Annotated in this window: 12 protein-coding genes; 3 read left to right on the plus strand and 9 right to left on the minus strand. The window is 51.7% G+C overall.

The features are described from left to right. The first annotated feature begins 185 nt into the window (after positions 1–185). On the plus strand, positions 186–2,312 hold the full coding sequence (locus B5D63_RS20125; protein WP_078670643.1) for an ATP-binding protein: 2,127 nt from the start codon (positions 186–188) through the stop codon (positions 2,310–2,312). 39 nt (positions 2,313–2,351) lie between these two features. Continuing rightward, a complete protein-coding gene (locus B5D63_RS20130) occupies positions 2,352–3,038 on the plus strand; it encodes a uracil-DNA glycosylase family protein (protein WP_078670644.1) in 687 nt (228 codons plus the stop codon). 8 nt (positions 3,039–3,046) lie between these two features. On the opposite strand, the gene B5D63_RS20135 is transcribed toward B5D63_RS20130, so the two are convergent. The 6 genes from B5D63_RS20135 to B5D63_RS20165 form a co-directional block, all read right to left on the minus strand. Further along, on the minus strand, positions 3,047–3,376 hold the full coding sequence (locus B5D63_RS20135) for a hypothetical protein (RefSeq protein WP_078670645.1): 330 nt from the start codon (positions 3,374–3,376) through the stop codon (positions 3,047–3,049). Between the two features lie 193 nt (positions 3,377–3,569). Further along, entirely contained in the window at positions 3,570–3,980 is a 411-nt protein-coding gene (locus tag B5D63_RS20140; protein ID WP_143313009.1) for a hypothetical protein, read from the minus strand. A 406-nt stretch (positions 3,981–4,386) separates the two neighbouring features. Further along, positions 4,387–5,223 carry a Rossmann-fold NAD(P)-binding domain-containing protein gene (locus B5D63_RS20150; RefSeq protein WP_078670648.1) on the minus strand — a complete coding sequence of 279 codons (837 nt, stop codon included), beginning with the start codon at positions 5,221–5,223 and terminating at the stop codon, positions 4,387–4,389. A 7-nt stretch (positions 5,224–5,230) separates the two neighbouring features. Then, complete coding sequence (gene cbiB, locus B5D63_RS20155) at positions 5,231–6,166, minus strand: adenosylcobinamide-phosphate synthase CbiB (protein WP_078670649.1); 936 nt, start codon at positions 6,164–6,166, stop codon at positions 5,231–5,233. Next, on the minus strand, positions 6,151–7,173 hold the full coding sequence (locus tag B5D63_RS20160) for a pyridoxal phosphate-dependent aminotransferase (protein WP_078670650.1): 1,023 nt from the start codon (positions 7,171–7,173) through the stop codon (positions 6,151–6,153). Before B5D63_RS20160 ends, cbiB begins: the two co-directional genes overlap by 16 nt. Further along, positions 7,170–8,651 (minus strand): cobyric acid synthase, encoded by a 1,482-nt coding sequence (locus B5D63_RS20165; RefSeq protein WP_078670651.1) that lies wholly within the window; start codon positions 8,649–8,651, stop codon positions 7,170–7,172. The genes B5D63_RS20160 and B5D63_RS20165 overlap by 4 nt, the downstream gene beginning before the upstream one ends. 53 nt (positions 8,652–8,704) lie before the next feature. On the opposite strand from B5D63_RS20165, the gene B5D63_RS20170 reads away from it, so the two are divergent. Continuing rightward, the gene (locus B5D63_RS20170) at positions 8,705–10,009 is read left to right on the plus strand and encodes a cobyrinic acid a,c-diamide synthase CobB (RefSeq protein ID WP_078670652.1); all 1,305 of its coding nucleotides are present in this window, start codon (positions 8,705–8,707) and stop codon (positions 10,007–10,009) included. Here B5D63_RS20170 and B5D63_RS20175 read toward each other — a convergent pair whose 3' ends face one another. The 3 genes from B5D63_RS20175 to B5D63_RS20185 form a co-directional block, all read right to left on the minus strand. Further along, on the minus strand, positions 10,010–11,158 hold the full coding sequence (locus tag B5D63_RS20175) for a PH domain-containing protein (RefSeq protein WP_143313010.1): 1,149 nt from the start codon (positions 11,156–11,158) through the stop codon (positions 10,010–10,012). A gap of 78 nt (positions 11,159–11,236) precedes the next feature. Further along, positions 11,237–12,418, minus strand: a complete 1,182-nt coding sequence (locus tag B5D63_RS20180) for a hypothetical protein (protein ID WP_078670654.1) — start codon at positions 12,416–12,418, stop codon at positions 11,237–11,239. 96 nt (positions 12,419–12,514) lie between these two features. Further along, a complete protein-coding gene (locus B5D63_RS20185) occupies positions 12,515–15,136 on the minus strand; it encodes a M1 family metallopeptidase (protein WP_159456087.1) in 2,622 nt (873 codons plus the stop codon). Positions 15,137–15,366: the final 230 nt, after the last annotated feature.

Raw genomic sequence — 15,366 nt, forward strand, 5'->3', positions numbered from 1 at the left:
ATATAGAATTTAAAAAATGAATAATATATACATTCTCCTAATGCATATATCAATTATTTAAAAACACATACCCATCAACATATTCGTTATAAGTGGCTATTACCAGCAATACGGAAAATGAGTTAATTTCACGGTGCCGGGGAGCGACATTGACTCTTTCGTGCCAACTACCAATCCATGCAATAATGTACAACGCCCACGAAAGAAAAAGTTTTTTCCGGTTCGCAGTCGTCATCCTGATGGTAATCATATTGGTTACTTTCTTTATGATTATTTTTCTGCGTAAGCGGGCGGCCGATCAGCTGAGTGCGGGCGTGAGGGACCTTGTGGCCACCAAAACTGACGCCGGGCATATTGATCAGGCCGTGCAATTGTTATACGCGGCCGACAACGACTTCCGTTTTTACACCCTTACCTACGATCCGGCTTATCTCCACTCTTACGTAGCCTCCCTTGAAGCAGTGAGCTCTCATATCGATACCGCCATCGGCGCTGCCTCCAAACAGAAACAGGTACAGGAGCTGTTGTCCGACAAGGAAGAGAAGACACAGATGTTTCTCCATACCCGGCTATACGTGGACTCCCTGCTACAACTGTCACAGCAATGGGATACCGCCGCCACACCGGTCGTGATACAGGAACTGAAAAAGATAAAACTGCCCCAGCGGGAGCAGATAGATACCATTATCACCTCCTCGTCATCCACCGTAAAACCTAAAAAGAAACTCCTGGGCCGTATTAAGGACGCCATATCCAACAAGGCGGCGGTGCAGACCAACCAGGAAATAAAGGTCATCAAAAGGGATGCCGGCGGCGACAGCCAGGGCACTGTGATCTCTTCGGCAGACCTGAAGCGGATGCAGCAGCGCTATCAGCAGTTCATGCGGCAGGCGGCACAGAGTCATGCCAACTTAAACCGCAAAGAATATGCGCTGGTCATGGCCAATCAGCGGTTGTTCAATGCCCTTCAGCAGGTGCTGGCCAACCTGCGGAAAAACATGGTCGCAGAAACGGACAAGAAACGGTCCCTGTTGAGCCGGAACATCGGCAACTCGCTGTACACCATGGACAGGCACACCTATTGGGAAATCCCCTTATTGTTATTATTGACGGGCATCATCATTTACGGTATCATCCGGTTATACAGATACGACCTCGCCCTGCTTCGTTCCAAGCAGCAGGCCGAGAAATTCGCGCGGCAGAAAAGTGAGTTTGCCTCCACCATGAGCCATGAAATACGGACGCCGATACACTCGCTGCTGGGTTACACCAACCAGCTGGAACGGGAACAGCCCGGGGAAACGTCCGCCGCCATCCGCAATTCTGCAGAGATGCTGCTGTCAGTGGTGAATAACGTACTGGACTACACGCAGATGGAGAGTGGCAAACCTTCACTGAAGCAGGAGAAGTTTTCACCCCGTACCGCTATCGAAGAAGTCTGCAGAAGTTTACAGGTACAGGCCAATATCAAATCGCTCCGGTTACAGCCGTGTATTTACTTTCCCACCACGCAAATGGTATATGGAGATGTGTTCCGGCTGAAACAGGTGCTGATCAACCTGATCGCCAACGCCATCAAATACACCAGCAAGGGGGAAGTTACCGTTACGGCCTATCTGCGTGACGGGGAGCTGTTACAGGTGTCTGTCAAAGATACCGGCAGCGGTATCCCGGCAGACGTTCTCCCTACCCTGTTCGACGCGTTCACACAGGGCAGCAACGGTATCGCCAAAGGCAGCGGCCTTGGGCTGTATATCGCCAAAAAAATCATCGACCTCCATGATGGGAAAATAGAAGTGAAGAGTACTCCCGGAAAAGGCACTACGTTCTATTTTGAAATAAGGTATCCCGCTGTTGTACAAACACCCGGTACCATTAAAATTACCATGCCCGTGAACAACAATACCGAATCCCCTGACACCCCATCCACGCCTTCGCACATCAGACTGCTGGTAGTGGAAGACAGTGTGCTGAACCAAAAACTGCTGGCCCTGCTGCTGGACAGGCTTGGGATCTCACATGTCATCACCGGTTCTGCCGAAGAGGCGCTGACGATCTACTCACGCGAATCTTTCGATATGGTCCTGACAGACATCGATCTTCCCGGTATGGACGGTATCGCGCTGACGCAACAGATACGACAGCTGCCGGACAAGAAGAAGGCCGGCGTTACTATCATCGCCATCACCGGTAATATACTGGACGATGATGTGGCCAGCTACATGAACAGTGGTCTGAATGACTACATCATGAAGCCTTACCGCGAAGAGGACATCCTCGAGAAAATCAGTGCGCACGGCCTGCTGGTATAAACTTCAGGATATTCGCGGTTTCTGTTATATCTTGAGCGAATGACATTTGCAGACCAGATTATCGATTTTAATAAAAATCTTGTATTCAGCGGCCGTCTGCCCGACGGTATCCGCATTATGAACCCGTTCCGTGAAAACCCGGAGATCAACGGGATCATGGAGCAGTTTTATAAGAAGTATTACGACGATCATTCGCGCCGCCGGATGATCCTGGGCATTAATCCCGGCCGCCTGGGTTCTGGCGCTACCGGCGTGCCCTTTACTGACACCAAGCGTATGGCCGAAAAATGCGGCATCAGCATACAGGGATTTAAAAGCCATGAGCCCTCGTCGGTCTTTGTCTACGACGTGATAGACGCCTATGGCGGCGTAAAAAAGTTCTACCATCAGTTCTACATCAGCTCCATATGCCCGCTCGGTTTCACCCAACTGCAACCCGGCGGCAAAGAGGTCAACTACAACTATTACGACAGCCCCGCGCTGACGAAAGCAGTCACCCCTTTCATCATAGAAAGCCTCCGCACCCAGCTTACCTGGAACATCGACACCGCTGTGTGTTATGTGATGGGCACCGGTAAAAACGCCGCTTTCTTCGAAGCCCTGAACAAAAAAGAACAGTTCTTCGAAAAGATAGTCCCGCTGGAGCACCCCAGGTTTGTGATGCAGTATAAGAGCAAGACAAAAGAGGCGTATGTAGATAAGTATCTTACCGCCTTTGAACTGTAACTATATCATCACAGTTTTTCCAGACGGCAGTCCCATATTCTTTTGGGAAGAGGCTTCAACTGCCCCGTTTCTTGTTCAGCATTATTTTCCGGTAAAACGCCGGTAATCTTGTAGAGGCTTCCCTCCTCCCGCTGGATGCGGTCTCCCGGCTGCGGACAGCCGTCGTCTTTAAACTGTACAGTGGCCATAATGCCGAAAGAGGTATAACTGTTTATTTTCAGGATGCTGGCTGGCCGCACCGGGGTCAGCATACGGCTTCTTTTGCGGGTATTGCTTTTGTACTGGATGTACAGCAACCATAGGGACAAGGCGACAATGCCTATGAATAGCAGGTTCACGGCTACGTTAGGTTTAGATGTTTAGGTAAATCAGAGAAATGGCTGCCGTTGGCATCAGACAGCTATACAATTTAATCTTTTTACCTGACAAAAAAACAAGCGGCAGGGACAAACGGCAAATAAAAAAGCCCACTGCGAAAAGCAGCAGGCCCGATTGATTCTATGTAACAATGTGGACAACGCTAACAGCTTGTTAACCGCGCCTTACCGGTGCTAACGGCGGCGTGCGGAAAGGTACCCATTCCGCAATTTTCCCGATGTCTTCCCGGATGATACCCAATACACTGTCCAGCGCCTCAAAACGAAGATCCACCACACTAAAGCGCATGTCTACTTTGGCCTCCAGCGAACTCACCTTCTTCTCCAGTGAATTCATACGGAGCTCCATTGTTCCCATGCGGTTTTCCAGTGAGCACATATGGTTCTCCAGTGAGCACATACGCACCTCCAGTGAACCCATATGGTTCTCCAGTGAGCCTATGCGCACCTCCAGTGAGCACATATGGTTCTCCAGTGAGCCGATCCGCGTTTCCATTGCATTGAACCTGCGATCGAATTTTTCATCCAGGACATCCAGTTTGGTTAAAATCAGCTGTAATTCCATGATCAAAAAATGATTATTGTTTCGCTAAATTAAAGCATCTTTTTATACCAACCATCAAATGACAGAAATCCGATCAGGTTGATAACAAACCTATCAAAACGCTTTACACATCAATATTTCACCCGACGGCACACATCCATAATAATACCCTATAGCGGACAACCCCAACAAAAAAGACAGGACACCTACCCAAATCAAACAACGAAAAAAGAAGGGATACTTTTTGTAAAAAAGAGGACTGATCATGGCATAAAAGAAGGTACTCCAGATCAGCGTAGCTCCGGTCCACCAGTTATCCAGCAAGGGAAGGGGACCCAAAAAACGAAACGTCATCAAGGCCGTCATGAACAGCGGAAATACAGCGATCACGCCGAGGTAAAATATTTTCCTGATCAACGGCGCCATGTTATGGCAAGCGTTTTCCCGTTGCCGGTATATCGAATATCCTCAACGGATCATCGTAGATAAACGTATAGCCGAGCCGTTGTTTCAGTTTATCGGAGTTCACCGTCTTAAAGGGCAGTGCGGCAGTCGTCTGTTTCTCCGGCAGTGACAGCCCAAACGCCCGGGCTGCAGCGCTGTAATATTCGTAGCGGTACGGATGACCGGTAGCGCAGGCGTTAAAGACTTCGCCCCAGATATTTTCCGCTATCAACCGGCCAATAATGGCAATACAATCATCCCGGTGAATGACGTTCATCGGCACGTCGTTATTGCGGCGTTGGGATTCTAATATTTCTGCCGTAGGTACACGGTCATACCCGATCAGTCCCCCGAAACGGAGCACCGTTGTGCGAAAAACGGGGGATTGCAGCAGCAGTTGCTCCACCTCCCGCAGCGCGGCGCCATTAGGCGCTTCCGGCAGGGCCATATCCGTTTCCGTTACTTCCCCGTTGACATCGGCATACACCGATGTGGAACTCACAAAGAGCACCTTCCTGATGGCGGTGGATTCCAGCTTTTGCCGCAGTGCGCTGATCTCCCTGATATGCGCCTGCACGCCCCGCTCCCTGTTGCGGGGCGGCACATTGACGATCAGCACATCGGTATCCCAGAACGCCTCTGGCGCCTCCGGCAGAACGTCGTTTAATACTACTACATAACCATCTATCCCCGCTGCTTTCAGTTCTTCTACGCCTCCGGCAGATGTACGGGCGCCTTTTACAGCATACCCCCTGCGTTGCAGCTCCAGTGCGAGCGGCTTGCCCAGCCAGCCACAACTCAAAATGCTTATTTTCTCCATATCGGCATTAAGTAATAAACAAAGCTATTAAGCCAATCATCAACACCATCAGCAGTGTAGCTGCATGGTTGACATACCGGACCTTCCGGAAGTCGGTATGTGCAATATCCCGGGGCTGTTCGCCAATGTAGGGCTTCATCACCACACGGCCCTGGTAGGTATTAGGCCCACCAAAACGGCAGTCAAGTATGCCCGCCAGCGCCGCCTCCGGATAACCGGCGTTGGGACTGGCATGTGCGCGGCCAAAACGCAGCACATACCGCACCGCACGGCCGCTACCCGTCACAATGACCATCAGCAAAGCGGTCAGTCTTGCCGGAACAAAGTTTGCGACGTCGTCCAGCCGGGCGGCCACCCTGCCGAAGTACAGGTACTGTACGTTCTTATAGCCGATCATGGAATCGAGGGTGTTGATCATCTTGTACAACATCATGCCCGGCACTCCCAGCAGCGCATAATAAAACAGCGGGGCAATGACGCCATCGCTGAGGTTTTCAGACATCGACTCCATCACGGCGGTCCGTACCTGTGCGGGGGACAATGCAGCAGTATCACGTCCTACGATCCAGGAAAGGCGCCTACGCCCTGCTTCCAGGCCCTGCCGCCGCAGGGCGTCAAATACTTCACCCCCTTCCTGCAACAGGCTTTTATTGGCCAGCGCAAAAAACACCATCACCGATGTAAACAGCAGCTGCACCCATGGCCATGGTTCCAGCCAGCGCTGTACGATATAAAAAAAGGAAAAGACGGCAATGCATAAGCCAACCGTCATCAGCGCTCCTTTCCATAGCCGTCCTTTTCCATGGTTAAGCTGACGGGTGAAGAACGCAATCAGCCTCCCGTAGTATTTTACAGGATGCGGCCAGCTCCTGGGATCGCCCAGCAACAGGTCCAGCAGATAACCTAACCATAACGGCAACACGAATTTTACGAAAGGGTCCATTTACGCAGTGCTGTTAACAGTAACGTATTGTCTTCCTGGTTGCGGCAGGTAATCCGGCAGTGCCCCTGTTCCAGTCCGTAGAAATTGGACGCGTCCCGGATCAGGATGCCGTAGTTGTTGACCAGCCACAATTTCAGCGCCGCAGCGGTCCCTGTCAGCGTTTCAAACAGAAAATAGTGGGTATGCGTAGGATGCACCCTGAACTCCGGCATTTTCCGCACACCTTCCCATAGCTGGTAAGTATCTCCCAACAGCGCATCCACCGGCACCTCAAACGCCGCCGGATGGTCCATGATATAATGCCCGGCTTCCAGCGCCAGGCTGTTGACCGACCAGGGCATACGGAAAGCCCGCACCTTATCGAGCAGCGCTTTCTGGCCTGCCAGGTAACCCAGCCGCAGACCGGGGATACAGCAGGACTTCGTGAGCGAGCGCAGGACCAGCACGTTATGTAACCGGTGAAGGTGTGGCAACAGGCTGTCGGCATTACGGGTAAATTCTATATAGGCTTCGTCAATGATAAAAGTGCTGCGGTTGTTGAACTGTATTAGTTGTAACAACGCTTCTTCGTTCATTGCCTGTGCCGTGGGATTATTGGGGTTACAGATAAAAACCAGGTCGGTGATAAACCGGGTATCCGGCTCCAGCTTCTCCCGGAAAAAATAACTCACCTCGTGCCCGTGGAGTTTACAGGCATCGGCGTATTCGGCGAACGTGGGCACTACTACCGTGGTGGAGGCGCCCCGAAAGGCCTGGGCCACCAGGTAGATGGCTTCTGTGCCACCGTTGGTGACCATCACCATGCCCGGCGTCAGTTCTGTACGCTGCTCAATCTGCTGTTGCAGCCTGCCCCCTTCCGGGTCCGGATAGTGGCCGGCATCGCGGATATGGCCGGCAATATGTTGCACCAGTTTTTCCTGCATGCCGCCATAGTATACGTTAGAGCTGAAGTCAGCCACAATAGGGCGGTCAAACAGATAAGCGTCATCTCCGTGTCCTTGTATCATAAGCGAATAGCGTTATAGACCGCGTCCATGTCCAGGTGTTGCCGGATATGAGCGGCCAGTTTATCGTATTGGGCTGACCGGAAGGCCTTGTAATCGAAGCTCTCTGCTGCACTTACCTGTTTTCCACAGGCCGACAGCAGGTCACCGAGTACGGCGGTATTGTCCAGGATGCCGTGCAGGTAAGTACCCCAGCACTTGTCGTGTAACAGATACCCATCCGGTGTACCATCGTCCAGTATCGTGAGGGGTGACGGTGTTTCACATTCTGTTAAGCCCATGTGTATTTCGTAGCCTTCACCCACCGATGTTTGTTGCCGGTAGGTAAACCGGCGCTGCCGCGTTACTTTTTCGCGGGTAAGGACCGTCGATACCGGGAGAATGCCCAGTCCCGGCATGCTGCCCGGCTCTCCTTCCACTCCGTATGGATCTGCAACGGAGGTCCCCATCATCTGATAGCCCCCGCAAATACCGATCACCACTTTACCCCGTTTATGCGCCTCTGTGATAGCCCCGGCCGTCCCGTTGTTTTTGATCGCCACCAGGTCGGCCAGCGTGTTCTTGCTGCCGGGAATAATCACGATATCTGCGGCTGTTATCTCTGCCGGATTATCGGTATAAAACAGGTTGACCCGGTCATCTTTCTCCAGCACGTTAAAGTCGGTAAAATTTGACATATGCCGGAGCAGCACCACGGCGACATTGATCCGCCCTTCCGTGCGGTTTTTGTGTTTGAGGGACAGGGCCACCGAATCTTCTTCTTCGATATGAATATCGTGATAATAGGGCAATACCCCTGTTACAGGCACACCTGTGATGGTTTCCAGTTGCCGGCGGCCATCTTCAAAGAGACGGATATCGCCGCGGAATTTGTTGATGATAACCCCTTTGACGAGCGCTTTTTCCTCCGGTGGCAACAATGCGAGGGTGCCATATACGCTGCCAAAGACACCGCCTCTGTCGATGTCCGCGATGAGGTATACCGCCGCGCCGGCATGCAATGCGATCCGCATATTGGTGATGTCCCGCTGCCGCAGGTTCAGTTCAGAGATACTGCCGGCCCCTTCCATCACCACCGGGTGGTAGCGCGCCGACAGGCGGTCGAATGAGGCTTTCACTTCCTCAAACAGCTGCCGTTTGTCGTCCTGCATAAAATACTCCCATGCCGTTTGATTCCCTGCGGGCCTGCCATGCAGCACCAGCTGAGAAGTCTGGTCGTTGGTAGGCTTCAGCAGCACGGGGTTCATATCGGTATGACAGGGCACTCCTGCCGCTTCCGCCTGCACCGCCTGCGCACGGCCTATCTCGAGGCCATCGGGCGTAGCATAACTGTTGAGCGACATGTTCTGTGCTTTAAAAGGCGCAGGGTGGTAACCATCCTGTTTGAATATGCGGCAGAACCCTGCCGCGATCACACTTTTACCTACATCAGAAGCAGTGCCGACGAACATGACCGGCCGGAGTTGTTTCATCGTGTCCATAACATCAAGTGGCAACGAAGATATTAACTTTCACACACTTATCTTTGTCGGGCATGAAACCACAGTTCCTCATCGCCGCGCCTCACAGCGGCGCCGGTAAAACGACCATCACCCTCGCTTTGCTGCGGGCGTTGCAGCGCAGCGGCCGGCGGGTACAGCCTTTCAAGTGTGGTCCGGACTACCTGGACCCGAAACACCATACGCTGGCCGCCGGGCAGGAGTGCGTCAATCTCGACGCCTTTATGATGACGGCGCAGCACCTGCCGGAGGTGTACCAGCGGTATACCCAACAGGCAGACGTCTGTATTATCGAAGGAGTGATGGGATTGTTTGACGGCGCCCGGAAAATGGAAGGCAGTAGCGCCGCGCTGGCCGCCCTGCTGGGCGTTCCGGTGATACTGGTGGTGGATGCACAGGCCATGGCTTATTCCGCCGCCCCGCTGTTATATGGCTACAAACATTTCTTTCCGGACATCACGCTGGCGGGCGTTATTTTTAATTTTGTGAATACCCCTGCCCACTATCGGATACTGGAAGAAGCCGCCGCCGATGCCGGCGTGCCGGTATTGGGCTACCTGCCCGAACGGGCGGATATCCGGATTCCCTCCCGCCATCTGGGGCTGCATATTTCCGCAGAATCCGATTATAATGCTATTATCGACGCCGCGGCCGATCATCTCAGTGCCCATATCGACATAGAACAGCTGCAGCAACAGACACAAACTCCGGTACCAGCACCGGCTGCCGAAGCACCCGGCTCCTCCTCCGGCGTGTTACGGATCGCGATCGCAAAAGATGAGGCTTTTAATTTTACCTACCGGGAAAATATTGCCGCTCTGTCGCAGCTGGGGGTTATTCATTATTTCAGTCCGCTCACAGATACTGTGCTGCCCCCAGCCGATCTGCTGTATTTCCCGGGCGGCTACCCGGAGCTGCACCTCCCTCAACTGGCTGCCAACACCGGCTTATTACAACAGCTACGGCAGTACGAAGGACGGATACTGGCCGAATGTGGCGGCATGATGTACCTCGGCGAAAGCATCGTCGATGAAACGGGAAATGCCTGGCCTATGGCAGGCCTGTTGCCCGTCAGCACCAGTATGCAGTCCCCGGCGCTCACCATCGGCTATCGCGAAGTGCATATCGGCGATGTCATTTTCAAAGGGCATGAATTTCACTATTCTCATTATGTAAAGGTACCGGATATAACCGGACCGGCTATACGCGTGTTGAATGCGCGGCAGGAAATCATTCCGGGAACGGTGTTTCACACACCACGTTTACTGGCAGGGTATATGCATTTTTATTGGGGAGATAATGTGGCGGGGTTACAGCGGGTATTGGGCTTACCCGGATGATTATTCTCTTTTCAATATCCCAGGTGTATACCATGGAACTCCCAAAGCTCCGCGATGTAATTCCATCTTTATTACAGCACCGACGGCTGTTGCCTCATATTTCTTCTTTTTGACCGGAATGGACACAGCAGATTTCACCGGTCCCCAAGGCTCTACCATCAGATAATAGCTGGTAGTCCGCCGTTTGCTGATCCTTTTGTCGTAGATGGTTGTTTCAAACAATGCCGGCGGGCTATCATCAAAATAGGTATTGATGTAAACAAGCGAATCGTAGGATGCCGGTGTAAAAAAAACGACAAACATAATGACAGACCATAATTTTCCTGAAAAGGCCAATTTCCAGTGCCGGTTAACGAAAATGACCAGCAACGTAAACACCCCGGTGATGATCAAAGCGCCCTGCAGCAACTCTTTCTGCCGCAGGCTAAAAACAGGTACTGCCACCACGAACAGGCCGATGGCGCAAAAGATGAAAACCATTAAAACAGGGGGCAGCGTGTCTATTTTCCGTCCATCAGCGATAATCAGCAAGCCCTTATGGTATTCCAGTGCTGCAACAGTAACAGGTAACATCGCTATCAACAAAAAGGGCAGCCATGGCAGGTGGCGCACCAAAAAGATACACGCCAGCATTAATACAAAAGCGGCACCGTTCAATACCCAGGCGGTGTATTTGGCCATTCGCAGCTCATGTTGCGGATACATGTCTGTTGACGACATCTGTTCCTTTGTTTTTTTTCTAAGATCGGGATAACGCGCCATGATCCAACGCACCAGGTTATCATAGTTCATCCGCCTGGCGGCGACTTTGAATCTTCGTTTATTGCCCGCCGCAGGTACAAGCTCCAAACGCCCAGCCAACCGGTAGCCCCTTACCTCCTGCCACAGCATCTCGCGGCGGAACAAAAGAGACCGGTAACGGATGCCTTTTTCATCGACCGAAACTACCGACAACATTTCGCTGATAACGTATATTACTACAGCAATACAAGGAATCATGCTGATAAATCCCCAGAGGGTATCTTGCCCCGACTGAACTCCCGCCACAATAGTTACACCAATTGTTGATAATGGTATCAGGGCAAACGGGGATATCAAACAAAAAACAAAAATGCGAAAACCGCGGCTGTAGGTATATTCTTGCTGCATAAAGGGTTAATACAATAAAAATCTGACGGCAAACATAAGAAAAAAAGATGGATAAGCGCTGTTATACGGTAGCAGCCATCAATAATGTGCCGGCATCAGTGGCCGATACCATGGTAATCCTAAAGCGCCCTGGCGCAGCTCCATTCTTATCGTATCATTGATCGCGGCCGCATCGTATTTTCTTTTTCCGACAGCAATTGACCTCCCCGATTTTTCCGGTCCCCAGGGCATTACCACCAGATAGTGGCTAACGGATCTTCCGTTACTGATCCATTTATGGGAAACAGTTGTTTCAAAAAACTGTGGCGTACTGCGATCGAAGAAGGTATTCAGATAGACAATCGATCCGAAGGCCGCCGGTATAAAGAAAATCAAAAAGCAGACCACGCCCCATATCTTGTTGCCGATGGTAATTTTCATGCGCCGCGAAGCGAACATCACCAGTAAGGTAAATAATACAGCAGCTCCCAAAACACCTATCCACAGCGTTTGCAGCCGGAGGTTGTAAAAGGGAGTACCAAAGGAAAAAAGCCCCACTGCTGCAAACAATACCGTCAGCAAAACGGCAGGCAAGGTCCCCTCTCTTTTGTTTTCAGAAACAATGAGCCACCCTTTGTGATATTCCAACGCCATAGGTATGGCTGCCAGCAGGGCAATCAACAATAACGGCGCCCAGCACAGCACAGTGGTAAAGGGCAAAGAATGGGAAAAAGGAAAACAGGCTACCATCAATGCAAAGGCAGCGAAGTTAAATCCTCTTGCTGTATATTTAGCCATTCTTATTTTATGAGGATAATCAGGATCTGCCTGGTATGCAGCCAGGCGGACAGCATCTGTAACTTTATCGCTCAGATCAGGATAACGCGCCATGATCCAGTCCCCGATTTTGTGGTAATTATGGCGCTGACCAGACACCCTGACCTTCTTTTTACCTTTGAAAGCCGGCATGAGTATCAGTGTGCCTTCTTTCCACCGATATCCCCTTATCTCTTCCCACAAAAGTTCACGCTTATACAGAAAAGACTTGTAGCGTATACCATCGCCATCCGATGTCACCACTGACAACATTTCGTTGATGCCGTAAAGTGTTAAAATGGTACAGGGCACAATGCTGACAAAGGCTATAAAGCTCTCCATGGGAGACTTAATACCTTCGATAATGATAGCAAGGAGGGCCATCAGCGGAATCACGGCGAACGGTGCCATCAAACAAAAAACAAAGATGCGGAAACCGCGGCTGTAGGTATAGTTTTCCTGCATATCGGGTTACTATAATAAAAAATCCGGTAACAAACATAAGGAAAAAACAGCGTTCCCCTATGTCCGTTACCGGATCTTATCCAGTAAGCAGACCGTTTATTGTTTAAATACGTCGTCGCTGACGTTACTATTGATCACTGCCTTTACTACTTTCACGTTGGTATCGAAGCCGCCGGCGGTAGTACGGAACCGGAAGGGTATCTGTACGCCGCTGACGTCGCGGTACTCGAGATAGTCCGTTACAGCATTGTTACCGGGAGATCCTTCCTGACCGCTGAGGGTGGCTGAGCGCACTTTCAGCCCTGTTTTGCTGCTATAGTAGTTTTTGAGCAGGCTGCCATTAGGTGTGGCGATGGTCAGCACATACGTTTCTTCGTCATTGACCTGTTCAGTCTGCGGCGCCAACTCTATCTTTACCGCATCAGGCGATTCCAGGAAAGCGAGTTCGGGAAATAGCTGGTTTCTTTCCTTCAGCATACTTTTTTCGGGGGCTGTCAGTGGTGTCTGGCGGCCCATCTGCCACAGCCTTACCGAATCTCCGTTGATGATCAGTTTATGCACCACGCCGTTGATAGCCGGTACATTTACCGCCTGCCAAACCTTGCCGGGTATCTTATTGATCAGCTTAAGCTCCACATCCGTGCCCTGCGCCTCTCCCTGTGCTTCCACTGACAGGTCTCTGACGCCTTTCAGTTTTTCTTTGCCGCCGATAGCGTCTATATAACGGCTCAGAACAGTAGTGGCCGTTGTTCCTGCCGGCACTGGTTTACCGGTTTCGGCTTTCCAGCTGTTATTTGCCGGGTTCACGTCCGGCATTTCGCCTTGCGGGTCGATAACAACACTGACCAGTTTTACTGTGGACGGGTGATGATAGGCCCAGGTAGATCCACGCTGCCAGATTTCCACCGGCAGGCGTACAGTATCTCGCCGACCGCTTTCATCGCGGATAGTCAGTACCACCGGCATTGGCAGCTGTTCCAGGTTCTGCAGCGTAATGATCGCACCTTTCGCAGGGTCGTTGCCTTTATAGCTCACGCTCTTAACTGCCTGGTCCAGTTTCCAGGTATTAAAGAACCATCCGCGCCAGAACCACGCCAGGTCCTCTCCTGCCGCGTTTTCAACAGATCGGAAAAAGTCCCACGGCGTAGGATGTCTGAAGGCCCAGCGTTTAATATATTCTTTAAAAGCGTAGTCAAAACGTTCGGGGCCCAGTATATGGTCGCGCAGCAATTTCAGGCCCATGGCCGGTTTATAATAGGCGGCGATACCGTTGTAACGCAGACCGATCACGTCCGGCGTGTTCATGATGGCTTCTGCATTGGAGCCAAATATCATGGGTGCTGCACGCTGTGCCGACTGTTGGGAGTTGAATTCCCCTTTGTTGAATTCAGCCGCGGCGATGCCATTGATAAAGGTGTTAAAGCCTTCATCCATCCAGGCATATTTACGTTCGTTGGACCCCACGATCATGGGGAACCAGTTATGCCCGAACTCGTGGCTGGTCACGCCCCAGAGGCCGCCCTTAGACGATTTCCAGGAGCAGAAAACGATACCGGGGTATTCCATACCGCCTACGATGCCAGCCACATTAGTGGCTACCGGATAAGTGTAGGGATACCATTGGCGGGAATAATGTTCGATGCTGCCCTTGACGAATTCTGTGGAGCGGCGCCACGCGTTGGGAGCGGATGATTCCGCCGGGTAAACCGACTGCGCGAGGGCTGTTTTACCTCCGGGCAGGTTCATACGGGCGGCATCCCAGATAAAGGCGCCGGAAGCGGCCCAGGCCACATCGCGGGATTCTTTACACACAAAATGCCAGGTGCGGGTACCTTTTACGGTGCTATTATGAAATTCGGTGGTGTCGCGGATCATCACGGTGGCATCGCTGTTGCGGGCTTTCGCTATCCTTGCTGCTTCGGTGGCGTTCAGCACCTGTGCTTCGTTGACCAGCGAGCCGGAACCGACTACCACCATATTGGCCGGCGCCGTAATGGTATAGTCGAAGTTGCCGTATTCCAGGTAAAATTCAGAAGCGCCCAGGTAAGGGATATTATTCCAGCCCAGCACATCGTCATATACCGCCATGCGCGGATACCACTGGGCAATTTCGTATATCCATCCGTGACGGGTGTTCAGCCGGCCGGTACGGTCGGTACCGTATTCAGGTATGGTGTAACTGTAGTCTATCTTAAGCTGCAGGCTGCCGCCGGGTTTCATGGCATCGGCCAGCCGCACCTGCATGCGGGTATCGTCTACCAGGTAATTGGCCGTGCTGCTTTTTCCGTTGCTGACCACCTCGACTGACTTCAGCTCAAATCCGTTGGAATAGCTGCGGTTGGCAAAACGGTCGCCCGTCGCGGCTACCGTGGCGGTGCCGCGGGAATCTTTGCGGTACACGTTCTGGTCCATCTGTAGCCAGAGGAACGGCAGACGGTCCGGGCTGTTATTTTTATAAGTGATCAATACGGTGCCGGATACCCGGTGTTGCAGGGTATCGAGGGTGACCGATATTTTGTAGTCAGCCGCATTTTGCCAGTATTTAGGTCCGGGTTGCCCGCCCGCACTCCTGTACTCATTTCCGTTGGCCGGATAAAATAAAGGGGAAAATGCCTCGTGATGGTCATACCGGGAAACCGGTGTGTTCTGTGACAGGCCTGACTGTGCTATCCCACACAGTAACAGGGATGCCAGCGAATAAAGCTTGCGTAGTTTCATCTGGTAGCGATAAATTAGATTTTGTGGTCTTTAAATATACTGCGATTTACTGAGTTTAACCTTTACGGATTTTGACCATTATTCAAATAATTAACGCTGGCAGGACGGTATACTACCGTCGTTACCTGTTACCAGAAAAACAAAGCGGTACATGGCCGCGTCTGCACATCAGCAAACGCAGGCGGGATTACTTTGCTATTTCAGGGAATTAACGGGAACGGCTATACCGC

The organism is Chitinophaga eiseniae (genome assembly GCF_900167135.1).
GTDB classification, from domain to species: Bacteria; Bacteroidota; Bacteroidia; order Chitinophagales; family Chitinophagaceae; genus Chitinophaga; species Chitinophaga eiseniae.